Origin of the sequence: Pseudomonas sp. GD03903, from assembly GCF_029840045.1 — a bacterium.
Classification (GTDB): domain Bacteria; phylum Pseudomonadota; class Gammaproteobacteria; order Pseudomonadales; family Pseudomonadaceae; genus Pseudomonas; species Pseudomonas pseudonitroreducens.
In genome coordinates, this window is record NZ_JAOCBT010000004.1 from 271,627 (window position 1) to 292,906 (window position 21,280).

Genomic DNA, 21,280 nt, shown 5'->3' on the forward strand with positions numbered 1-21,280 from the left:
TTGGGAGAGGGCTAGGGTGAGGGCCGACCCGAGCGCAGAACTTTCACACAGGCGTAGACTTGGGCCGCGATGTCTACCCAACCGCCCAACGCCGGCAAGTCAGCCCTTGAGCTGCCGCCTCAGCTCTTCCAGCACCGGCGCCGAGTCCGGCCGTACGCCGCGCCACAGCAGGAAGGCTTCCGCGGCCTGTTCGACCAGCATGCCCAGCCCGTCGATGCAGCGCGCTGCGCCGTGTTCGTCGGCCCAGCGGTTGAAGGCGGTAACGTCCTTGCCGTACATCATGTCGTAGCAGACCGTATGCCCCGGCTTGACCAGCGCCGGGTCGATGGGCGGCAGCTCGCCGGCCAGGGAAGCCGAGGTGCCGTTGACGATCAGGTCGAAGGGCTCGGCGCGCAGGTCGAAACCACCGCCGCTGACCGCGCCCAGGTCCTTGAACTCTTCCGCCAACTGCTCGGCCTTGGACGCCGTGCGGTTGGCGATAACGACGCAGGCTGGCTGCTCGGCGAGGAAGGGCTCGAGAATGCCGCGCACCGCGCCGCCGGCGCCCAGCACCAGGATGCGCGCACCGCGCAGGACAGCGCCGTGGTTCACCGTCAGGTCGCGGGTCAGCCCGGCGCCGTCGGTGTTGTCACCCAGCAGTCCGCCGCCGTCGAGCTTCTTCAGGGTGTTCACCGCGCCGGCCCGGCGCGCACGCTCGCTCAGCTCGGTGGCGAGGCGATAGGCGTCTTCCTTGAAGGGCACGGTGACATTGCCGCCCAGGCCCTCAACGAAGAACTCACGAGCGTTCACGGCGAAATCGCCCAGCGGCGCCAGCCGCGCGTCATAGCTCAGCATCTGGCCAGTCTGCTCGGCGAACAGGCGGTGGATCTGCGGCGATTTGCTGTGGCCGATGGGGTTGCCGAAGACGCAGTAGCGGTCCATTTCGATTCCTGGATAACAACGGTCAGGGCGTTCACTGAGCCTTGGGCGCAGATGCGAAACGCAGGGAGTCGACGATGATACCGATCTGCTGGAAGTCCTGATAGAAACCCACCGTGTCGATCAACAGCCCGGTGTGTCCATCGGAGACAGCGGCCCAGAAGCACGAACCGCCAGCAGCATGGAAGCCCGTTTGCTCATCGGAAACACCACAGGTCTGCACCGCGGAAAGTCCCTGCCATCCTTCGCCCTGTCGCACCTGGACGGGACTGGGCGCATCCATGCCGGCCTCGCGCATCCACACCCCGTGCTCATCGCGGCTGAAGATCGCATCATCGGCCACCTGCTCCAGCGTCGCCGGACGCGGGCAGATATTGAGGGTGTACTCCTCGTTCTTCAGCTTGCCGGGAGCGTCCAGTTGCTGGCAGTGATCGACCTGGCGCAGCTTCCAGGCGCGCGGATAGCTGAAGCGGTAACCGTTGCCCTGATAGGTAGTGGTCGGAATGCGCTGGTATTCGCCGTAAGGCTTGCTCGGCAGGCTGCGGTCGTTGCGGCAGGCCGACAGCGGCTTGGCCTGCGGATTGGCCACCCGCAGCACCTGATGCGACGGCACATCGACCTGCATGCCGATGCAGGCGCAGCCGTAACCGTAGCTGGCGTTGCCGCTGGGCACCCATTGGCCCTTGGCGAACTCCGGCGTCCAGTCACCTTCGGCCTGGGCACCACCCTGGGTGCCAATGAACCATTCGCCGTCACGATCGATGAGCGAGACGTTCGCCGGCGAAGGGTTCTCCAGCCAGCCGCAGCGGCGCTGAAGGTCGCCGTCGGCCGCCTGTGCCGAGGCGGTGACGAGCCACAGGAGTATCAGAAGATCGAAGCGCATGGTGTTCCCTGCCAAGCCATTGAACGAAAGCGGCACAGCGTAGCGACTGGCAGGGTCCGGGTGTAGTGAGCGGCGTCAGGCCTGCGCCAGCCAGTCGCGGTCGGTGAGGAAATAGTCGGTCAGGCGCGCTTCCTCGCTGCCCGGCTCGGGCTTCCAGTCATAGCCCCAGCGTACCTGCGGCGGCAACGACATGAGGATCGACTCGGTGCGCCCGCCCGACTGCAGGCCGAACAGGGTGCCGCGGTCGTAGACCAGGTTGAACTCGACGTAACGGCCGCGGCGGAAGGCCTGGAACTCGCGCTGCTGCTCGGTATACGGGGTGTTCTTGCGCTTGCGCACGATAGGCAGGTAGGCGTCGATGTAGGCATCGCCGATGGCCCGCAGGAAGGCAAAGCTGGTGTCGAAGTCCCACTGGTTCAGGTCGTCGAAGAACAGGCCGCCCACACCGCGCGGCTCGTTGCGGTGCTTGATGTGGAAGTAGCGGTCACACCATTCCTTGTAGCGCGGGTAGACGTCCGCGCCGAAGGGGGCGCAGGCGTCGCGGGCGACCTGGTGCCAGAGCACGCAGTCTTCCTCATGGGCGTAGTAGGGCGTCAGGTCGAAGCCGCCACCGAACCACCAGACTGCTTCCTCGCCTTCCTTCTCGGCGATGAAGAAGCGCACGTTGGCGTGGGAAGTCGGCACATGCGGGTTGGTCGGGTGGATCACCAGCGACACGCCCAGTGCTTGGAAGCCGCGGCCGGCCAGTTCCGGACGGTGCGCGCTGGCGCTCGGCGGCAGGCCGGCGCCGAAGACATGGGAAAAGTTCACGCCGCCCTTCTCGATCAGCGCACCATCGCCGATCACCCGCGTCCGCCCGCCGCCGCCCGCCGGCCGCTGCCAGGCGTCCTCGACGAAGCGGGCGCTGCCGTCCTCGGCTTCGAGTGCGGCGCAGATGCGGTCTTGCAGGTCGAGCAGATAGGCCTTCACGGCCTCGATGCGGTCGGTCACGAGAATCACCTTGGAGCGGGAAAGCCACGCGGGGCGCGGGCCGGAGCGGGGTTCAGGGTCGAAAACGGGCGCAAGCATACCATCGCCGCCGGCAAAGCTGGTCTTGACGCCCGTCATCCATGCGGCTTGGATGAAAGTCTTTTCCCCGGCGAGGCAAAGCCTCGCGCCATCAGGAGAGCGACATGGCCAAGCGTGTTCAATTCGCCAAGACCGGCGGCCCGGAAGTCCTCGAAATCGTCGACTACACCCCGGCCGAACCCGGCCCCAACGAGGTGCGGGTGCGCAACCGCGCCATCGGCCTGAACTTCATCGACACCTACTACCGCAGCGGCCTGTACCCCGCACCGAGCATGCCCTCCGGTGTCGGCACCGAAGGCGCCGGCGAGGTGGAGGCGGTCGGCAGCGCGGTGACCAATGTGAAAGTCGGCGATCGCGTCGGCTACGCCACCGGCCCGCTGGGCGCCTACAGCGAGCAGCACGTGCTGCCGGCGGCCAGCGTGGTGAAGCTGCCGGATGCAATCACCTTCGAGCAGGCCGCCGCTGTCATGCTCAAGGGCCTGACCGTGCAGTACCTGTTGCGCCAGACCTACAACGTGCAGCCGGGCCAGACCATCCTCTGGCACGCGGCCGCCGGCGGCGTCGGGTTGATCGCCTGCCAGTGGGCCAAGGCCATCGGCGCGCACCTGATCGGCACTGTCAGCTCGGCGGCCAAGGCAGAACTGGCGAAATCCCACGGCGCCTGGGAAACCATCGACTACAGCCACGAAAACGTGGTCGAGCGCGTGCTGGCGCTGACCGATGGCAAGAAGTGCCCGGTGGTCTATGACTCGGTGGGCAAGGACACCTGGCTGACCTCGCTGGACTGCGCGGCGCCACGCGGCCTGGTGGTGAGCTTCGGCAACGCCTCCGGCGCGGTGGATGGAGTCAACCTGGGCATCCTCTCGCAGAAGGGCTCGCTCTACGTCACCCGCCCGACCCTGTTCGGCTACGCCAGCACGCCGGAGCGCCTGCAGGCCATGGCCGATGACCTGTTCGGCATGATCACCAGCGGCAAGGTGAAGGTGGAGATCAACCAGCGCTTCGCCCTGGCCGAGGCGGCTAAGGCGCAGACCGAACTGGCAGCGCGGCGTACCACCGGCTCGACCATTCTGTTGCCGTGATCTGAGCTGCGTTAGCGAGCAAGGGCCAGGCGCGCCTCTCGCTCCTGCAGGGTGCGGCGGTATCGCCTTTCGTAGGAGCGAGCTTGCTCGCGAACCGAGTCGCGTCGAGGTGACCGGCTTACGACGGGCGAACGGTCTCGCCGGTGCGCAGGTCGCGGATCAGGCTCGGATTGCGCCGTCCACCCAGGGCACCGCCGAGCACGCCATCCAGCTCGCCGCGGAAGTACTGCTCGACCCGCAGGCGGCTGCGCGCAGACGGGCGGCCGGCGGGGTTGGCGGAGGTGGAGATCAGCGGGCCGGTGTAGCGGCACAGTTCGCGCACCAGAGGGTGGTCGGTGACGCGCAGGGCGACGGTATCGTGCTCGCCGGTCACCCATTCGGGCAGGCGACCCTGGTGCGGCACCAGCCAGGTGTTCGGGCCGGGCCAACTGGCGGCTAGCGTGTCCTGCCAGGCTTCGGGCAGGTCCTCGAGGAGGAAGTCGAACTGGCGGATATCGCCGGCCACCACGATCATGCCCTTTTCCACCGGACGCGCCTTGATCGCCAGCAGGCGGTACACGGCGTCGGCGCTCCACGGGTCGCAACCCAGGCCCCAGACGGCTTCGGTCGGGTAAGCGATCACACCGCCATCGCGCACGACCTGGGCCATGCGCTGGGTACGCCAGTTGCTGTACATCGGGGAGTTCCTCGGATCTGCGATGCGCGGCAGTTTACGTGCTCAGGGGGCGCGATGCACCCAGACGCCGGCCTCGCAGGCCACCCGCCCGTCCAGCTCCAGTTCGGTGAGTTCCACCAGTACCTGCGGCAGCTCCAGGCCGCTGCGCAGTGCCAGTTGCTCGCTGCTCTGCGGGGCGGCACGCAGCAGGTCGAGCAGGGGATGGCTCGGCAACGAAGTCACGGGCGGCGACACTGCTACGTGGTGCGTCCACCCCTGCAGGCCTTCGAGAATGTGCTCGACCGTCTCCACCAGCGTCGCCCCCTGGCGGATCAGCTCATGACAGCCGCGCGCGCCGGGGTGGTGGATCGAACCGGGGATGGCATAGACCTCGCGCCCCTGCTCGGCGGCCAGCCGCGCGGTGATCAGCGAACCGCTGGACGGGCTGGCCTCCACCACCAGGGTGCCCAGGGAAAGGCCGCTGATGATCCGGTTGCGCCGGGGGAAGTTCGACGCCTGCGGCGCGCTATTCAGCGGCAGCTCGGAAATCACCGCGCCACCTTGCTCGACGATGCGTTGGGCGAGGCCGAGGTGGCGTCGCGGGTAGAGCTGCTCCAGGCCCGTGCCCAGCACCGCGACGGTCTTTCCGCCAGCCTCCAGGGCCCCCTCATGAGCCGCACCATCGATGCCCAGCGCCAGCCCGCTGGTGATCACGAAGCCACCACCGGCCAGGCTGCGGGCAAAGGCCCGCGCCGTATCCAGCCCCGGCTTGCTGGCCCGGCGGCTGCCGACCATCGCCAGTTGCGGGCGCTCCAGCAGGCTCGGCTCACCCGCCAGGAACAGCACGGGTGGAGCATCGCTCAACTCCGCCAGCAGAGCGGGATAGACCGGCGCATCCCACATCACCAGGTGATGTCCGGGCGCCTCCAGCCAGCGCATCGCCTCGGCTGCCTGTTCACGAATGGCGCTGTCGCGGCGCGGGCCCGCACAGTTGGCCGGCAGACCGAGGGAGCGCCAGGCCGCCGCCGGCGCGCTGAGGGCCGCGGACGCCGAGCCGAAGGCTTCCAGCAAGCGCCGAAAAAGCCGCGGGCCCAGTTCGGGCAGGCCATGCAGGCGCAGCCGCGCTTCCAGCTCGGCCGGGGAGAGGGTCGGGTCCAGGGGCATGTCGCAATCCTTCGGCGTGCGGTTGACGCCCGGACTATGCCGCGCCGAGCGACGCTCGCGCTGTCGGACCCTTCCGGATCGCGCCCACAAAAAACCCCGCCGAAGCGGGGTTTCTTCAAGTCACGCGCGCATCACGGGTTCAGGACGCGGTCGTTGACTTCCAGCGAGCGGGTAGCGGTGAGCACCAGCCCGTAGCTCAGGCGGTTGTAGGTGCGGAAGACCATCACCAGGCCCGAACGCTCGTCCGGGATCTTCACCATTTCATCGGTGACGCGATCGCGCACGGTTTCGCCCAGCTTGTAGATCGCCAGCACGTTGCCTTCGGCCAGGCCATCACGGGAGCCCTTGTCGATGGTCACCACGTCGTACTTGCCGATCTGCGTTACGCCGCGCGGCACGTCGATGATGGTGCCCTTGATCGGGGTGCTCGGCTCGCTGGGCATGAAGGTCGAAGTGATCGCGCGCTCCTCGGTGGGGAACAGGCGGTCGCCCGAACGGACTTCCTGGGTCGTGCGGGTCAGCATCAGGGTGGCGACATCGCCTTCCTTCGCAGTGACGTTGGCGCCACCGACGTCCATCGCGTCGATGCCCAGAACCTCGTTGGTTTCCGGGTCGGTGTAGACCTTGGCCTGGCGGAAGATACCGTAGCTGTTCTCTTCGGACAGCGACTCGCCACGGGCATAGGCACGGTCGCCAGCGCCGCTGATCACGCTTTCCTGAGCACCGGCAACCACATAGGGGGCATTGCTGAAGACGTCAGCGTTGTCGACGATGCGGTTGGAGACCAGGAAGGCGTTGATCTTGTCCAGCGGGATGGTCGGGATCGCCTCGGCGATCGGGGTGCTGCGCACCCGCGGCGACAGCTTGATGGTCCCGCGGGACTCGCCACGGTTGAGCATCAGGCGCGGCTGGCCGTCGATATACACCAGGCTCAGCACATCACCCGGGTAGATCAGGTGCGGGTTCTGAATCTGCGGATTCACCTGCCAGATTTCCGGCCACTTCCACGGCTTGCTGAGGAACTTGCCGGAGATGTCCCAGAGGGTGTCGCCCTTCACTACGGTATAGCGATCCGGATGGCCGTCCTTGAGCTGCACGGCAGCCTGCGCCATCCCGCCTGCAGCGAGCAGCAGCAGGGCGAGTAGTGTTTTCCTCATGCGGTGAATCCCTTTATTATGTGTACACATGAAACGCCTGGAAGCCGCCCCTACCGCGCTTTCCAGCCGTTTTTCGATGCTGCTCAGCATATTAGCAGCCGATTTTGACTTTATTCCACAAGTGCATCACAAACGTATATGGCCATTCTGAACATTCTCGAATTCCCCGATCCGCGCCTGCGGACCATCGCCAAGCCGGTCACGGTCTTCGATGACGCCCTGCGTACGCTGATCGACGACATGTTCGAGACCATGTACGAGGCCCCGGGCATCGGGCTGGCGGCAACGCAGGTCAACGTGCACAAGCGTGTCGTGGTGATGGACCTCTCCGAGGACAAGTCCGAACCGCGGGTCTACATCAACCCGGAGTTCGAATACCTCACCGAGGAAATGGACCAGTACCAGGAGGGCTGCCTGTCGGTGCCCGGCTTCTACGAAAATGTAGACCGTCCGCAGAAGGTGCGGATCAAGGCCCAGGACCGCGACGGCAATCCGTTCGAGGAAGTCGCCGAAGGCCTGCTCGCCGTGTGCATCCAGCACGAGTGCGATCACCTGAACGGCAAGCTGTTCGTCGACTACCTGTCCAATCTCAAGCGTGACCGCATCCGCAAGAAGCTGGAAAAACAGCACCGGCAACAGGCGTGACCCCATCCCCAAAGGCTTGCCCCGGCAAGCCTTTTGTTTTTTTGTGAGCCCGATATGAGCCAAGCACTGCGCATCGTCTTCGCCGGCACCCCGGAATTCGCCGCCGAGCACCTCAAGGCCCTGCTCGATACCCCGCACCAGATCGTCGCCGTCTACACCCAGCCGGATCGCCCTGCTGGTCGCGGGCAGAAGCTGATGCCCAGCCCGGTCAAGCAGCTCGCCCTGGAGCATGGTCTGGCGGTGCTGCAGCCACCGACCCTGCGCGATCCCGTCGCCCAGGCGGAACTGGCGGCGCTCGAGCCGGACCTGATGGTGGTGGTCGCCTACGGCCTGATCCTGCCGCAGGCGGTGCTGGATATCCCGCGCCTGGGTTGCATCAACAGCCACGCCTCGCTGCTGCCGCGCTGGCGCGGCGCCGCGCCGATCCAGCGCGCGGTGGAGGCGGGCGACGCCGAAAGCGGCGTGACCGTGATGCAGATGGAAGCGGGCCTGGACACCGGGCCGATGCTGCTCAAGGTCAGCACGTCGATTTCCACCGAAGACACCGGCGGCAGCCTGCATGACCGCCTCGCCGAGCTGGGCCCGAGAGCCGTGGTCGAGGCCATTGCCGGCCTCGCCGCCGGCACGCTCAAGGGCGAGGTTCAGGATGACGCCCTGGCCACCTACGCACACAAGCTGAACAAGGAAGAGGCGCGGATCGACTGGGCGCGCCCGGCTGACGAACTGGAGCGGCGCATCCGCGCCTTCACCCCCTGGCCTGTATGCCACACCATGTTGGGTGAGGCCGCACTGAAGGTACTCGGTGCCAAGCCCGCGCAAGGCAAGGGCGAGGCCGGCAGGATTCTCGACGCCAGCCGCGACGGCCTGCTGGTCGCCTGCGGTGAGGGCGCGCTGCTACTGACCCGCCTGCAACTGCCCGGCGGCAAGCCGCTGGCCTTCGCCGACCTGTTCAACAGCCGCCGCGAGCAGTTCGCGCCCGGACAGACACTTGGTCTGCAAGGGCAGGGCGCATGAGTACCAATCCTCGCCTGGCGGCCGCCCGCGCGCTGGCCGCTGTACTGGCCGGCCGCGCCTCGCTGGGCAGCTCGCTGCCGACCCAGCTGGAACACGTCGAGCCGCGCGACCGCGGCCTGGTACAGGAACTGGCCTTTGGCGCCGCGCGCTGGCAGCCGCGCCTGTCCACCCTGGCCGCACGCCTGCTGCAGAAGCCGTTCAAGGCCGGCGACCGCGACGTCGAGGCGCTGCTGCTGGTGGGCCTCTACCAACTGCTCTACACCCGCATTCCCCCCCACGCAGCCATCGGCGAGACCGTTGGCTGCGCGGACAAGCTGAAGAAGCCCTGGGCCAAGGGCCTGCTCAACGCCGTACTGCGTCGCGCCCAGCGCGAAAGCGAGGTTCTGCTGGCCGAGGTCGACAAGGACCCGGCCGCACGCCTGGCGCACCCGCGCTGGCTGCAGAAGGCGCTGAAGAAGTCCTGGCCGGAGCAGTTCGAAGCCATCTGCGCCGCCAATAACACGCACCCGCCGATGACCCTTCGGGTAAATCGCCGTCACGGCAGCCGTGACGACTATCTGGAAGAGCTGAACCGCGTCGGCTTCGAAGCCACGGCCTGCGAGTTCAGCCGTGATGGCATCAACCTCGTGCAGCCCTGTGACGTGCGCGAGCTGCCGGGCTTCGCCGAAGGCCGCGTCAGCGTGCAGGACGAAGCCGCGCAGCTGGCCGCCGACCTGCTGGAGCTGGCGCCCAACCAGCGCGTGCTGGATGCCTGCTGCGCGCCCGGCGGCAAGACCTGCCACCTGATGGAAGCCGAGCCCGCGCTGGCCGGCGTAGTCGCCGTGGACCTGGAAGAAAGCCGCCTGGTACGGGTGCGCGAAAACCTCGCACGCCTGCAGCTATCGGCCGAACTGTTCGCCGCCGACGCTCGCGACACGGCCAAATGGTGGGACGGTAAAGCCTTCCAGCGCATCCTGCTGGACGCGCCGTGCTCCGCCACCGGAGTAATCCGCCGTCACCCGGACATCAAGCTGACCCGCACCGCCGAAGACATCGAGGCGCTGGCAAAACTGCAAGGCGAGCTGCTCGATGCGTTGTGGGCGACGCTCGAAGTGGGCGGCGTAATGGTCTACGCGACCTGCTCGGTGATGCCCCAGGAGAACAGCGAGCAGATCGCTGCGTTCCTCGGCCGCACCCCCGGCGCTCGCGAGCTGGACCTGCCCGGCCCGTGGGGGATCAAGCAGCCCCATGGGCGCCAGCTGCTGCCGCAGCAGGGCGGGCATGACGGCTTCTATTATGCCAAGCTGATCAAGATTTCCGCCCGCTAGGCCAAACGGGCTGCTGCGCGTCGACGATACGTCGTCAGATCACGGTTTCGAATGCTCATTTACTCTCCGCTTCGAAACCGCGTTCTTCCTAGCCTCGTTCTAGCTCGCAATCCCTCCCCCGAGGAGTTAACAAAGAGCTCTCATGAAAATCATCATCCTTGGTGCCGGCCAGGTCGGCGGCACTCTGGCCGAGCACCTCGCCAGCGAAGCCAACGACATCACCGTGGTCGATACCGACGGCGAACGCCTGCGCGACCTCAACGACCGCCTGGACATCCGCACGGTCCACGGCAAGGCCTCGTTCCCCACTGTGCTGCGCCAGGCCGGTGCCGACGATGCCGACATGCTGGTGGCGGTGACCAACAGCGACGAGGTGAACATGGTGGCCTGCCAGGTTGCCTACACCCTGTTCAACACCCCCACCCGCATCGCCCGCGTGCGTGAAGCGGCGTACCTGACCCGCGCCGGGCTGTTCGACAACGAGGCAATCCCGGTCGACGTGCTGATCAGCCCCGAGCAGGTGGTGACCAACTACATCAAGCGCCTGGTGGAGTACCCCGGCGCCCTGCAGGTGATCGACTTCGCCGAGGGCAAGGCGCAGTTGGTGGGCATCCGCGCTTACTACGGCGGGCCGCTGGTGGGCCAGGAGCTGCGCCAGCTGCGCGAGCACATGCCCAACGCCGACACCCGCGTGGCGGCGATCTACCGCCGCAACCGGCCGATCATTCCCCAGGGTGACACCGTGATCGAGGCCGACGACGAGGTCTTCTTCATCGCCGCCAAGGCCCACATCCGCGCGGTGATGGGCGAGATGCGCCGCCTCGAGGACAGTTACAAGCGGATCATCATCGCCGGCGGCGGCAACATCGGCGAACGCCTGGCCGAAGCCATCGAGAGCCGCTACCAGGTGAAGATCATCGAGATGAACCCGGCGCGCTGCCGACACCTGTCAGACAGCCTGGACAGCAGCATCGTGCTCCAGGGCAGTGCCTCCGACCGCGACCTGCTGCTGGAAGAGAACATCGGCGATACCGACCTGTTCCTCGCGCTGACCAACGACGACGAGGCCAACATCATGTCCTCGCTGCTGGCCAAGCGCCTGGGTGCGCGCAAGGTGATGACGCTGATCAACAACCCCGCCTATGTGGACCTGGTGCAGGGCGGCGAAATCGACATCGCCATCAGCCCGCAGCTGGCGACCATCGGCACCCTGCTGACCCACGTGCGCCGGGGCGACATCGAGAGCGTGCACTCCCTGCGCCGCGGCGCCGCCGAAGCCATCGAAGTGGTCGCCCACGGCGACGCCAAGTCGAGCAAGGTGATCGGCCGCAAGATCAACGAAGTGCAACTGCCGCCGGGGACTACCATCGGTGCGGTGATCCGCGACGACGACGTGCTGATCGCCCACGGCGAAACGAAGATCGAATCCGGCGACCACGTGATCCTCTTCGTGGTGGACAAGAAGCGCATCCGCGATGTCGAGCGCCTGTTCCAGGCCGGCCTGACCTTCTTCTAAGCGACAAAGGCCGCCCATGGGCGGCCTTGCCAGTCGAATCCGGGGCGCTTTCAGACAGCTCCTACAGCGCCACCAACCCGATGCTGTCACCCTGCGCGGCCTGTTCCAGCTTGCCTGTCCCCGGTCATGCGCTACTCCTCCATCGGTCGAATCCTCGGCGTGCTGCTGATGCTGTTCAGTGCCACGCACCTGCCACCGCTCCTCGTCGACCTCCACTACGCCGAGCACTCGTGGCGGCCCTTTGCGCTGTCGTTCCTGGTCACGCTGCTGACCGGCTTCGTTATCTGGTGGCCCTGCCGCCAGCACAAGCAGGACCTGCGCATCCGCGATGGCTACCTGGTCACCGCGCTGTTCTGGATCGTCCTGGGGTCCTTCGGCGCCATGCCTTTCGCCCTCTCGGACGCACCGCACATGGGCCTGATCGATTCGCTGTTCGAGTCCTTCTCGGGCCTCTCCACCACCGGCGCCACGGTACTCACCGGGCTGGACACGCTACCCCACGCGATCCTCTACTACCGCCAGCAGCTGCAATGGCTGGGCGGCATGGGCATCGTGGTGCTAGCGGTGGCTGTGATGCCGATGCTCGGCATCGGCGGCATGCAGCTGTACCGCGCGGAGATGCCGGGGCCGCTGAAGGATCACAAACTCTCGCCGCGCATCGCCGATACCGCCAAGACCTTGTGGTTCCTCTACTGCGGCCTGACGCTCGCCTGTGCCCTGGCCTACTGGGCGGCGGGGATGAATGCCTTCGACGCCATCGGCCACAGTTTCTCCACCATCGCCATCGGTGGCTTTTCCACCCACGATGCCAGCATCGGCTACTTCGACAGCCCGCTGATCGAGCTGATCTGCATGACCTTCCTGGTCATCTCGGGGATCAACTTCAGCCTGCACTTCCTCGCCTGGCGCCAGCGCAGCCTGCGGCACTACCTCAACGACACCGAGTGCCGGGCCTACCTGGGCATCCTGCTGGTGCTGTTCCTGATCACCGCCACCACACTGATCCTCAAGCATCACTACGACTCGCCGCTGCAGTCGATCCGCTACGCCGCCTTCATGGTGATCTCGGTGGCGACCACCACCGGTTTCGGCCTTGCCGACTTCAGCGCCTGGCCGACCCTGCTGCCTTACCTGCTGCTCTACAGCACCTTCATCGGCGCTTGCGCCGGCTCCACAGGCGGCGGCATGAAGGTGATGCGCGTGCTGCTGGTGTACCGCCAGGGCATGCGCGAATTCCTCCGCCTGCTGCATCCCAACGGTGTGTTCCTGGTAAAGCTGGGCCGGCGCACGGTGCCCGACCGCGTGGTGGAATCGGTGTGGGCGTTCTTCTCGATCTACCTGCTGACTTTCGTCAGCCTGATGCTGGTATTGCTGGCACTGGGCGTGGACCAACTCACCGCGTTTTCGACGCTCGCTTCCAGCCTGAACAACCTGGGCCCGGCGCTGGGCGAGGCATCGATGCACTACGGCAACCTGCCGGGCAGCGCCAAGCTGGTACTGAGCCTGGCGATGGTGCTGGGGCGGCTGGAGGTGTTCTCCCTGCTGATCCTGCTGACGCCCGCCTTCTGGCGTACTTGAGGCACTGATCTTGAGGCAGAATGGCGACCTGCTGACGGAGGCTCGCCATGATCGATTCGCTGGAAAAGATGCTCGCCAAGGGCGTGGACAATTCGCTGCTGCGCTTCGGCCTGGGCAAGGGCTACCTGGATGCTGGCGATGCCACCAGGGCCGCCGAGCACCTGCGGCGCTGCGTGGAGCAGGACCCGAAGTACTCCGCCGCCTGGAAGCTGCTGGGCAAGGCACTGCAGGCCGAGGGTGACCTGGAGGGCGCGCGCACAGCCTGGACCGACGGCCTCGCCGCCGCGCAGGCCCATGGCGACAAGCAGGCGGAGAAGGAAATGACGGTGTTCCTGCGCAAGCTGGACAAAACAAAGGGCGCCTAGGCGCCCTTTTTCATGCTCGATCGTTCACGTTCCTGCGGCCTCAGGCCACCGAGGGGTGCCGGCGCAGGTTACGGGTGATGGCGCTGAGCAGCATGCCGTAGAGGGGCACGAAGAGCATCAGCATGACCGCGAGCTTCACGCCGTAGTCGACCCATGCTATCTCCACCCAGTGCTCGGCCATGAACGGGTTGTCGCTGTGCCAGAAGGCGATGGAGAAGAAGGTGAAGGTGTCCAGCAGGTTGCCGAACAGGGTCGAGACCACCGGGGCGATCCACCACTGGCGCATCCGTCGCAGACGGTCGAAGACCTGGATATCGAGAATCTGGCCGAACACGTAGGCCAGGAAGCTGGCCAGGGAAATCCGCGCCACGAAGGTGTTGAACTCGCCCAGGGAGGCGAAGCCTCTGAAAGCGCCCTCCTGAAAGACCACCGAGATCACGTAGGAAGCCAGCAGCGCCGGGATCATCACCCGTGCGATGACCAGCCGCGCCGGGCGCTTGCCGAGCAGGCGGACGGTAAGGTCGGTGGCCAGGAAGATGAACGGGAAGCTGAATGCGCCCCAGGTGGTGTGCCAGCCAAAAAGCGTCATTGGCAGCTGCACCAGGTAGTTGCTGGCGATGATGATCAGGATGTGGAACGCGACCAGACCGGCGAGTGCGCCGCGCCTTGCCGCCGGAAGGGATGCCGACATGCTTTGGGCCTTTTTCGTCGATGGGGTGAGGGAACCCATGCCCGGCACCATGCCGAGCGGCGCGCATTGTATACGATCCGGACCTGAAAGTCAGGTTTTACTGAGCATTTTTTGCTCAATACCGACCTGTGATTTTTCGTAGGAGCAACTGCCTTTTCCTGGGGAGTCCGTACCAATGCATCCCCTTCACCCTAACCCTCTCCCCTGGGAGAGGGTTAGGGTGAAGGCCGACCCGAGCGCAGAACTTTTACGTAGGAGCGGACTCTGTCCGCGATCGACTCACCGTCGCTCCGGTCGATCAGGAAGCTGGGCCAACCGATCGCGGACGAAGTCCGCTCCTACACAACCGCTATGTAGCCAATCAGGCGTTACCGACGAAGCGGAAGCCCGCGCCCTCGGCGTCGGTGCGCATCACTTCCATCTCCAGGATCGGCGCATCGAAGGGCATGTCCTGCACCTGGCCGGTAACGCGCGTACCGGCGGGCAACGCCGCGAGCACTTCATGGCGAACGTAGACGCCGCCGTCCGACAAATCACGGGTATGGCCGAACACGTCGCCGAAGTCGGGGTGGCTGATCTTGATCCGGCACTTCATCGGGGTCCGCGGGTACTGCCTTTGGTTGGCCATGGATGGCATCCGTCCTGAATGTCAGCGCATTAATGGGCCTCAAACCCATGGGTCAGGTCAAGCCAGCAGTTGCAGCAGCAACCAGAGATTGGCGGCGCTGATGACGCAGAACAAGCCCCAGGCCAGCACGCGGGTCAGCAGGCTGTTGACGAACTCGCCCATCAGCGCGCGGTCGCTGGTGAAGCGGATCAGCGGCCAGAGCGCGAAGGGCAGCTGCAGGCTGAGCACCACCTGGCTGAGCACCAGCAGCTTGCCGACCGCCTTGTCGCCGAGCATCAGCACGCCGATCAATGCCGGGATCAGTGCCAGCGCGCGAGTGATCAGGCGGCGCTGCCAGCAGGGAATCTTCATCTGCAGGAAGCCTTCCATGATCACCTGCCCGGCGATGGTGCCGGTGAAGGTGGAGCTCTGCCCCGAGGCGAGCAGCGCGACGCCGAAGAGAATCGCCGCCAGCCCGGTACCCACCAGCGGTTCGAGCAGGCGGTAGGCATCCTGGATTTCGGTGACGCCGGTGTGGCCGGTCTCATGGAACGCCGCGGCAGCGAGGATCAGGATGGCGGCGTTGATCAGCAGCGCGAGGCTCAGCGAGACCACCGTGTCGATGCGCGTCAGGCGGATCGCCGCGGCCTTGCCGTCGCTACCGCTGACCTGGCGCGTCTGCACGATGGAGGAGTGCAGGTAGAGGTTGTGCGGCATCACCGTGGCGCCAAGGATGCCGATGGCCAGGTACAGCGGCTCACGCTGGCTGATGGCGTCCCAACTGGGCAGGAAGCCGGCGGCGACGTCCGGCCAGTGCGGCTTGATGAGGAGCAGCTCGACCAGGTAGCAACCGCTGATGGTGATGATCAGGCCGAGCATGATCGCTTCCAGGTGGCGGAAGCGCTGGCCCTTGAGGCCGAGCACGATCAGCGTGTCGAAGGCGGTGAGGATGACGCCGGTGACCAGGTCGACACCCAGCAGCATGTGGAAGGCGAGGGCGCAGCCAAGCACTTCGGCAAGGTCCGTGGCGACGATCGACAGCTCCGCCAGCAGCCATTGCAAGCGAGCGCCGCCCAGGCTGTAGCGGCTGCGCGACAGCTGCGCCAGGTCCTGCCCGGTGACGATGCCCAGGCGCATGGCCAGGCATTGCAGGACCATGCCGGCGAGACTGGAGAGCAGCACCACGAACAGCAACTGGTAGCCAAAGCCGGAGCCGGCTTCGATGGCGGTGGCCCAGTTGCCCGGGTCCATGTAGCCGATGGAGACCAACAGGCCGGGGCCGGCGAACTGCAGGATGCGCTTCCACAACGGCGCGCTGGCCGCGACCTGGATGCTGCCTTTGACTTCCGAGGGACAGAACGGCGCGGTAGCGGTGGTCGGCAGGCCGAGCATGTTGGTTCTTCCTGGCTTATGGGCGGGCGCGTTGCCCTCTCCCTGAAGAGAGGAGGTATCTCACTGCAGAGCTTTCACGCCGGTCGGCCGACCGGCGTGGATTCGCGAGCAAGCTCGCTCCTACAGGTCCACGGCGGCACGCTCTTCGTAGGAGCGAGCTTGCTCGCGAACCGCCCAGCCACAATCCCGGCAATCCCGGCTCAGTACCACTTCGCCTCGCCTTCTGGGCGTTTCTTGAAACGCTTCATGGTCCACATGTACTGGCTCGGATACGCGCGCACGTACTTGGCCAGCTCGCGGCTGAGGGCTGCCACGGACACTTCCATGTCCTTGTCGTACATGTCCGCCGGCGCGGCTTCGAGGATCACCTTGTAGCCGCTGCCATCGGGCAGGCGCACGGCATGGAAGAACACCCCGCGCGCCTTGCCGCGCGAGAGCAGCGACGGCACGAACTTGCTGGTCAGCGCGGTGGTGCCCAGGTAGGGCACGAACAGCCCCGAGCCGAGGTCCGGTTCCGGGTCGCAGGGAATGCCGACGCAGCCGCCATTCTTCACTTCCTTGATCACGCTCTTGATGCCTTCGGGCGTCGAAGGCGCCACGCGGTTGCCCAGCTGCACGCGCTGCTTCTTCAGCAGATCGTCCACCGCTTTCAGCTTCGGCGGGCGGTAGAAGATGATCGGCTTGGCGTAGGAGCAGTAGAAGTGATTGAGCACTTCCCAGTTGCCCAGGTGGCTGGTGATGCCGACCAGGCCGTCACCGGAGGCCAGCGCTTCTTCCAGCACTTCCATGCCTTCCACTTCGCGGATGTACTGCAGCGACTTCTGCGGCGACCACATCCAGGCGCAGGCGCTCTCGGTCAGCGTGCGGCCGATGTCCATCAGGCTCTGGCCGACAAGCTTTTCCAGCTCGGCTGCGGACAGCTCGGGGAAGCAATGCGAGAGGTTGATCCGCACAATCTCTCGGGAGCGGTTGGGCAGCTTCCACATCAGCCAGCCGATGCCCGCGCCCAATGCGCCCACCGCGCGCCACGGCAGCATGGCGAACAACCGCAGGAAGCCCACCACCAGTGCGCCCTTGAATTTCTCCACGGAAAACTCCTTCAAGCAGATGGCGGCCATTGTAGCCGCTCGCGTCGGCATTTCGGGCATCGCCGGCCACCTCCACCTTGCCTCCACACAATCAGCACAGAGCGAACACGCGGCGCCCACACCGCGCGCGCAACCTGCGGCCATCCGATCCACAGGCCCGGAGGCCCGCGATGCGTACCCGAACCTTACTTGCACGGCTGTGCTGCCTGCTGCTGGCGATGTGCGCCAGCCTGACGGTGCTGGCCGACGACGACGGCGTCTCGAATGAAAGCAATGCCAGCCCCTACTTCTTCGTCGAGAGCGCCGACGCGTCGGTCGATGCCCTGCCGCTCAAGGCCACCCGCGTGAATGCCCGTGTGCTGGGCAACATCGCCGAAGTGACGGTGACCCAGGAATACCGCAACCAGGGCGCCACACCGCTGGAAGCGCGCTACGTCTTCCCCGCCTCGACCCGCGCGGCCGTCCACGGGATGACCGTGCGCCTGGGCGAGCGGGTGATCCAGGCGCAGATCCGCGAGAAGCAGAAGGCCCAGGCCGAGTACCAGCAGGCCAAGAGCGCGGGCAAGACCGCCGCGCTACTGGAGCAGGAACGCGAGAATGTGTTCCAGATGCAGGTCGCCAACATCCTGCCCGGCGACGTGGTGCAGGTAGAGCTGCGCTACAGCGAGCTGCTGGTGCCCACTGACGGGCGCTACCAGTTCGTGTTCCCCACCGTGGTCGGCCCGCGCTACAACGGCAAAGGCACTTCCGGCAGCGGCAACCAGCCGTGGATGTCGACGCCCTACCTGCAACAGGGCCAACCCTCGGCCACGCAATTCGCCCTGCAGATGGAATTGCTCGCGCCGGTGCAGATCGACGAGATCGCTTCGCCCTCGCACCATATCGACATCCAGCGTCACGGTCAGCGCGCCACCCTCCACCTGGCCGCCGACGAGGCTGCCGGGAATAACCGCGACTTCATCCTCGACTACCGCCTGGGCGGCGATCAGGTGCAAAGCGGCCTGCTGCTGTCGCACGGCGCCCAGGAGAACTTCTTCCTCGCCATGGTCACGCCGCCGCGCGCGCCGAATGCCAGGCTCATCGTGCCGCGCGACTACGTGTTCATCGTCGACGTGTCCGGTTCCATGAACGGCTTCCCACTGGACACCACCAGGGCCCTGCTGCGCGATCTGATCGGCCGCCTGCGGCCCAGCGACACCTTCAACCTGCTGCTGTTTTCCGGCGACAACCGCAAGCTCGCCGATACCTCCCTGGCGGCCACGCCGGCCAACATCCGCCGCGCCACCGACATGCTCGATGGCGAACAGGGCGCCGGCGGTACCGAGCTGATGCCGGCCCTGCGCGAAGCGCTGGCGATGCCCACCGACCCGGAGCGTTCGCGCAGCTTCGTGGTGATCACCGACGGCTTCGTCAGCGTGGAAAGCAGCGCCTACCAGCTGGTGCGCGAAAACCTGAGCAAGGCCAACCTGTTCGCCTTCGGCATCGGCAGCTCGGTGAACCGCAGCCTGATCGAAGGCCTGGCGCGGGCGGGGCAGGGCGAGCCGTTCATCGTCACCGACCAGCGCTCGGCCGGCGAGCAGGCCGAGCGCTTGCGGCGGATGATCGACAGTCCGCTGCTGCAAGGTATTCACGCGAGCTTCGAAGGGCTGGAGGTCTACGACGTCGAACCCCAGCAACTGCCCGACCTCTTCGCCGATCGCCCACTGGTGCTGTCCGGCAAATGGAAGGGCGAGCCCCGCGGTGAACTGCGCATCGATGCCCACGCGGCGGATGGCCCGTTCCAGGCACGCCTGCCGATCAGCGCAACCAGTCTTGGTGAAAACGGCGACGCGCTCGCCCACCTCTGGGCGCGTAAACGGTTGGCCAGCCTGATGGACCAGGAAGCCCTCGATGGCGGCTTCGAGTTCAGCTCGCAGATTCTCGACCTCGGCCTGAAGTATCAGCTGCTCACGCCCTACTCCTCGTTCATCGCCGTCGACCAGCAAGTGCGCAACGCCGATCCGCAAGCGAGCCAGTCCGTCGATCAACCCCTGCCGTTGCCCCAGGGCGTGAACAACAGCGCTATCGGCAGCACGGTGCCGGGCACCCCCGAACCCGGCGTCTGGGCCATGCTGCTGCTCGCCGGCCTTGGCGCATGGTGGTGGCGGAGGAAGGCGGCATGACGCGCCGCCTGCCTGGCTGGAGCTGGTTGGCACTCGCTGCACTGGCCGCCTGGCCCAGTTGGCTGTGGGCGGTGCGCCGGCTGGGTGATGGTTCGGATGATCCGTTGGGAATCATCTCCCTGGCGGCGCTGGGGCTGTTGCTCTGGCGCGACCGCTCCGGCCTGCGGACGCAGCCTCGCCCGGTGTGGCTGGCGCTTGCGGCGGGTTTGCTGCTGGTGGCGGCATTCAGCCAGTCGTTGCTGCCGCCACTGTTGCGCGGATTGATCTCGGTGTTGGCGCTGCTGCTGGTGGTCCTCAGCCTGCGCGCGCCAGGGCAACCCTGGCTGGCCTGGCTCGGCCTGGGTTTCCTGTCGCTGCCGCTGCTGTCGTCGCTGCAATTCTTCGTCGGCTACCCGCTGCGGGTGATCACCGCCGAGGTCAGCGCCTGGCTGTTGCGCCTCGGCCCCTGGTCGGTGGAGCGGCAGGGCAGTGCGCTGTTGGTCGATGGTCAGTGGGTGATGGTCGACGCACCCTGCTCGGGCATCCAGATGGCCTGGGTCGGCTACTTCAGCGCCTGCACGCTGGCAGCCTGGCTGCGCCTGCCGGATCGACTGTTGCTGCGCCGGTTACCGCTGGTGGGCATGCTCGTGCTGGGCGGCAATATCCTGCGCAACACGCTACTGGTGTGGGGCGAAAGCGGTGTGAGCGAGTTCCCCGGCTGGGCGCATGAAGGCGTCGGCCTGCTGGTGTTCGCGGCGGTGTACGGGATGATCCTGCGGGTGATCGGGCGGCGTTCATTCGACACCCCAGGGCTAGGCGCGTCGGCATGCTCCGCGCCACCGACAAGCGTCCAGGCAGCCTTCCTGGGCGCATTGCTGCTGGCGATGATCTGGCCGCTGTTGGCGCCGGGCTCCGCCTCCGCCAAAGTGAGCGCGCCTCACGAATGGCCCATCCAGTTCGAAGGTCGACTGCTGCAGCCGCTGGCACTGTCCCCGGTGGAGCAGCGCTTTGCCGAGGACTTTCCCGGGCAGCTCGGTCGCTTCAGCGATGGCCAGCGCAGCATCGTGCTGCGCCAGGTGCTGCGGCCGACGCGCAAGCTGCACCCGGCGGAAGATTGCTTCCGCGCCATCGGCTACCGCATCGAGCAGACGCAACTGCGCAAGCGCGTGGGAGCGGAAGGTTTGCAGCGTTGCTTCGTGGCCTCGCGCGACGGCGTGAAGTTGCAGGTCTGCGACTACATCCAGGACGCTGCCGGCCAATCCTTCTCCGATACGTCGGCCTGGTACTGGTCGGCACTCTCCGGGCGTTCGACGGGACCGTGGCTGGCGGTCACCCTCGCCAGCCCACTGCCTTAGGCGCGGGTCAGCTGGGTGTAGCGGTCGCAGTCGGTGGTGTGGTCCATCACCATGCCGGTGGCTTGCATGAAGGCGTAGCAGATGGTCGGGCCAACGAAATTGAAACCGGCCTTGCGCAGCGCCTTGCTCATGGCCTCGGCCTCGGGCGTCACCGCCGGCACCTGGCCGCGTTCGCTGAAGTGATTGACCTTCGGCTTGCCGCCGACGAAGGACCAGAGGAACGTCACCGGGTCTTCCAGCTCCAGCCAGGCGCGGGCGTTCTGCCGCGCCGCCTTGAGCTTGGCGAAGTTGCGGATGATGCCCGGGTCCTGCATGCGCTCCTCGATCTCCTCGTCACTCATGCGCGCCAGGCGCTCGGGATCGAAGCCGAACAGTACCTCGCGGTAGCGCTCGCGCTTCTTCAGCACGGTGATCCACGAGAGTCCCGCCTGGGCGCCTTCGAGGATGAGCATCTCGAACAACGCCCGCGGATCGCGCTGGGGCACTCCCCATTCGGCATCGTGGTAGGCGATGTACAGCGGGTCGTCGTTACACCAGAAGCAACGAGGCATGGTAGTCGTCCTGACAGGGAAAGCCCGACTATAGACAATTCACTGTATGAAAATACAGCTATTCAGCAAATTTTCCGGTCAATTGGTGAACTTCCGCCGGGCG

20 protein-coding genes are annotated in these 21,280 nt (G+C 66.2%); 9 read left to right on the forward strand and 11 right to left on the reverse strand.

Annotated features, from left to right (window positions below):
- Nucleotides 1-99: 99 nt before the first annotated feature.
- From aroE to hemF, 3 genes are all read right to left on the reverse strand, one after another.
- Nucleotides 100-921: a shikimate dehydrogenase gene (aroE, locus tag N5C91_RS08300; RefSeq protein WP_279828977.1), complete on the reverse strand. Its 822-nt coding sequence runs from the start codon at nucleotides 919-921 to the stop codon at nucleotides 100-102.
- A gap of 31 nt (nucleotides 922-952) precedes the next feature.
- Entirely contained in the window at nucleotides 953-1,801 is an 849-nt protein-coding gene (locus N5C91_RS08305) for a DUF4087 domain-containing protein (RefSeq protein ID WP_279828978.1), read from the reverse strand.
- A 75-nt stretch (nucleotides 1,802-1,876) separates the two neighbouring features.
- Nucleotides 1,877-2,791, reverse strand: coding sequence for an oxygen-dependent coproporphyrinogen oxidase (gene hemF / locus N5C91_RS08310; RefSeq protein WP_236172363.1), 915 nt, complete (start codon nucleotides 2,789-2,791; stop codon nucleotides 1,877-1,879).
- Nucleotides 2,792-2,973: 182 nt separating this feature from the next.
- Here hemF and N5C91_RS08315 point away from each other — a divergent pair, with 182 nt between their 5' ends.
- Entirely contained in the window at nucleotides 2,974-3,951 is a 978-nt protein-coding gene (locus N5C91_RS08315) for an NADPH:quinone reductase (RefSeq protein ID WP_236201802.1), read from the forward strand.
- Nucleotides 3,952-4,069: 118 nt separating this feature from the next.
- On the opposite strand, the gene N5C91_RS08320 is transcribed toward N5C91_RS08315, so the two are convergent.
- The 3 genes from N5C91_RS08320 to N5C91_RS08330 form a co-directional block, all read right to left on the reverse strand.
- Nucleotides 4,070-4,627 carry an L-threonylcarbamoyladenylate synthase gene (locus N5C91_RS08320; RefSeq protein ID WP_236172314.1) on the reverse strand — a complete coding sequence of 186 codons (558 nt, stop codon included), beginning with the start codon at nucleotides 4,625-4,627 and terminating at the stop codon, nucleotides 4,070-4,072.
- A 42-nt stretch (nucleotides 4,628-4,669) separates the two neighbouring features.
- Complete coding sequence (gene dprA, locus N5C91_RS08325; protein ID WP_279828984.1) at nucleotides 4,670-5,770, reverse strand: DNA-processing protein DprA; 1,101 nt, start codon at nucleotides 5,768-5,770, stop codon at nucleotides 4,670-4,672.
- Nucleotides 5,771-5,901: 131 nt separating this feature from the next.
- Nucleotides 5,902-6,927 (reverse strand): LysM peptidoglycan-binding domain-containing protein, encoded by a 1,026-nt coding sequence (locus N5C91_RS08330; protein ID WP_236172316.1) that lies wholly within the window; start codon nucleotides 6,925-6,927, stop codon nucleotides 5,902-5,904.
- Nucleotides 6,928-7,065: 138 nt separating this feature from the next.
- On the opposite strand from N5C91_RS08330, the gene def reads away from it, so the two are divergent.
- The 6 genes from def (at nucleotide 7,066) to N5C91_RS08360 (ending at nucleotide 13,352) form a co-directional block, all read left to right on the forward strand.
- Nucleotides 7,066-7,572: a peptide deformylase gene (gene def / locus N5C91_RS08335; protein WP_236172317.1), complete on the forward strand. Its 507-nt coding sequence runs from the start codon at nucleotides 7,066-7,068 to the stop codon at nucleotides 7,570-7,572.
- A 54-nt stretch (nucleotides 7,573-7,626) separates the two neighbouring features.
- Nucleotides 7,627-8,586 carry a methionyl-tRNA formyltransferase gene (gene fmt / locus N5C91_RS08340; RefSeq protein ID WP_279828989.1) on the forward strand — a complete coding sequence of 320 codons (960 nt, stop codon included), beginning with the start codon at nucleotides 7,627-7,629 and terminating at the stop codon, nucleotides 8,584-8,586.
- Nucleotides 8,583-9,893 (forward strand): 16S rRNA (cytosine(967)-C(5))-methyltransferase RsmB, encoded by a 1,311-nt coding sequence (rsmB, locus tag N5C91_RS08345; protein WP_279828992.1) that lies wholly within the window; start codon nucleotides 8,583-8,585, stop codon nucleotides 9,891-9,893. The genes fmt and rsmB overlap by 4 nt, the downstream gene beginning before the upstream one ends.
- 142 nt (nucleotides 9,894-10,035) lie before the next feature.
- Nucleotides 10,036-11,409, forward strand: coding sequence for a Trk system potassium transporter TrkA (trkA, locus tag N5C91_RS08350; protein WP_017518880.1), 1,374 nt, complete (start codon nucleotides 10,036-10,038; stop codon nucleotides 11,407-11,409).
- A gap of 126 nt (nucleotides 11,410-11,535) precedes the next feature.
- Nucleotides 11,536-12,987: a TrkH family potassium uptake protein gene (locus N5C91_RS08355; protein WP_236172320.1), complete on the forward strand. Its 1,452-nt coding sequence runs from the start codon at nucleotides 11,536-11,538 to the stop codon at nucleotides 12,985-12,987.
- Between the two features lie 47 nt (nucleotides 12,988-13,034).
- Entirely contained in the window at nucleotides 13,035-13,352 is a 318-nt protein-coding gene (locus tag N5C91_RS08360) for a tetratricopeptide repeat protein (protein WP_279828995.1), read from the forward strand.
- Nucleotides 13,353-13,392: 40 nt separating this feature from the next.
- Here the strand turns inward: N5C91_RS08360 and N5C91_RS08365 are convergent, their stop codons facing one another.
- The 4 genes from N5C91_RS08365 to N5C91_RS08380 all read right to left on the reverse strand — a co-directional run bounded on the left by N5C91_RS08365 (nucleotide 13,393) and on the right by N5C91_RS08380 (nucleotide 17,130).
- Nucleotides 13,393-14,043, reverse strand: a complete 651-nt coding sequence (locus N5C91_RS08365) for a 7-cyano-7-deazaguanine/7-aminomethyl-7-deazaguanine transporter (protein WP_236172322.1) — start codon at nucleotides 14,041-14,043, stop codon at nucleotides 13,393-13,395.
- Between the two features lie 361 nt (nucleotides 14,044-14,404).
- Nucleotides 14,405-14,671, reverse strand: coding sequence for a PilZ domain-containing protein (locus tag N5C91_RS08370; RefSeq protein ID WP_169935315.1), 267 nt, complete (start codon nucleotides 14,669-14,671; stop codon nucleotides 14,405-14,407).
- A 57-nt stretch (nucleotides 14,672-14,728) separates the two neighbouring features.
- Nucleotides 14,729-16,042, reverse strand: coding sequence for an Nramp family divalent metal transporter (locus tag N5C91_RS08375; RefSeq protein WP_279829002.1), 1,314 nt, complete (start codon nucleotides 16,040-16,042; stop codon nucleotides 14,729-14,731).
- Between the two features lie 200 nt (nucleotides 16,043-16,242).
- A complete protein-coding gene (locus tag N5C91_RS08380; RefSeq protein ID WP_279829004.1) occupies nucleotides 16,243-17,130 on the reverse strand; it encodes a lysophospholipid acyltransferase in 888 nt (295 codons plus the stop codon).
- Between the two features lie 170 nt (nucleotides 17,131-17,300).
- On the opposite strand from N5C91_RS08380, the gene N5C91_RS08385 reads away from it, so the two are divergent.
- Both N5C91_RS08385 and xrtQ read left to right on the forward strand, forming a co-directional pair.
- Complete coding sequence (locus tag N5C91_RS08385; RefSeq protein ID WP_279829007.1) at nucleotides 17,301-19,292, forward strand: VIT domain-containing protein; 1,992 nt, start codon at nucleotides 17,301-17,303, stop codon at nucleotides 19,290-19,292.
- Nucleotides 19,289-20,626, forward strand: coding sequence for an exosortase Q (gene xrtQ / locus N5C91_RS08390; protein ID WP_279829010.1), 1,338 nt, complete (start codon nucleotides 19,289-19,291; stop codon nucleotides 20,624-20,626). Before N5C91_RS08385 ends, xrtQ begins: the two co-directional genes overlap by 4 nt.
- Here the strand turns inward: xrtQ and N5C91_RS08395 are convergent.
- Nucleotides 20,623-21,177: a DNA-3-methyladenine glycosylase I gene (locus N5C91_RS08395; RefSeq protein WP_205338345.1), complete on the reverse strand. Its 555-nt coding sequence runs from the start codon at nucleotides 21,175-21,177 to the stop codon at nucleotides 20,623-20,625. The two genes, xrtQ and N5C91_RS08395, sit on opposite strands and share 4 nt — an antisense overlap.
- Between the last annotated feature and the right edge of the window lie 103 nt (nucleotides 21,178-21,280).

Coding starts and splice junctions, on each gene's coding strand:
- N5C91_RS08320 (WP_236172314.1), bottom strand. CDS start 4,627: ATGTACAGCAACTGGCGTACCCAGCGCATGGCCCAGGTCGTGCGCGAT.
- fmt (WP_279828989.1), top strand. CDS start 7,627: ATGAGCCAAGCACTGCGCATCGTCTTCGCCGGCACCCCGGAATTCGCC.
- dprA (WP_279828984.1), bottom strand. CDS start 5,770: ATGCCCCTGGACCCGACCCTCTCCCCGGCCGAGCTGGAAGCGCGGCTG.
- N5C91_RS08365 (WP_236172322.1), bottom strand. CDS start 14,043: ATGTCGGCATCCCTTCCGGCGGCAAGGCGCGGCGCACTCGCCGGTCTG.
- def (WP_236172317.1), top strand. CDS start 7,066: ATGGCCATTCTGAACATTCTCGAATTCCCCGATCCGCGCCTGCGGACC.
- N5C91_RS08395 (WP_205338345.1), bottom strand. CDS start 21,177: ATGCCTCGTTGCTTCTGGTGTAACGACGACCCGCTGTACATCGCCTAC.
- N5C91_RS08385 (WP_279829007.1), top strand. CDS start 17,301: ATGCGTACCCGAACCTTACTTGCACGGCTGTGCTGCCTGCTGCTGGCG.
- aroE (WP_279828977.1), bottom strand. CDS start 921: ATGGACCGCTACTGCGTCTTCGGCAACCCCATCGGCCACAGCAAATCG.
- N5C91_RS08375 (WP_279829002.1), bottom strand. CDS start 16,042: ATGCTCGGCCTGCCGACCACCGCTACCGCGCCGTTCTGTCCCTCGGAA.
- trkA (WP_017518880.1), top strand. CDS start 10,036: ATGAAAATCATCATCCTTGGTGCCGGCCAGGTCGGCGGCACTCTGGCC.
- N5C91_RS08360 (WP_279828995.1), top strand. CDS start 13,035: ATGATCGATTCGCTGGAAAAGATGCTCGCCAAGGGCGTGGACAATTCG.
- N5C91_RS08330 (WP_236172316.1), bottom strand. CDS start 6,927: ATGAGGAAAACACTACTCGCCCTGCTGCTGCTCGCTGCAGGCGGGATG.
- N5C91_RS08370 (WP_169935315.1), bottom strand. CDS start 14,671: ATGGCCAACCAAAGGCAGTACCCGCGGACCCCGATGAAGTGCCGGATC.
- rsmB (WP_279828992.1), top strand. CDS start 8,583: ATGAGTACCAATCCTCGCCTGGCGGCCGCCCGCGCGCTGGCCGCTGTA.
- xrtQ (WP_279829010.1), top strand. CDS start 19,289: ATGACGCGCCGCCTGCCTGGCTGGAGCTGGTTGGCACTCGCTGCACTG.
- N5C91_RS08355 (WP_236172320.1), top strand. CDS start 11,536: ATGCGCTACTCCTCCATCGGTCGAATCCTCGGCGTGCTGCTGATGCTG.
- N5C91_RS08315 (WP_236201802.1), top strand. CDS start 2,974: ATGGCCAAGCGTGTTCAATTCGCCAAGACCGGCGGCCCGGAAGTCCTC.
- N5C91_RS08305 (WP_279828978.1), bottom strand. CDS start 1,801: ATGCGCTTCGATCTTCTGATACTCCTGTGGCTCGTCACCGCCTCGGCA.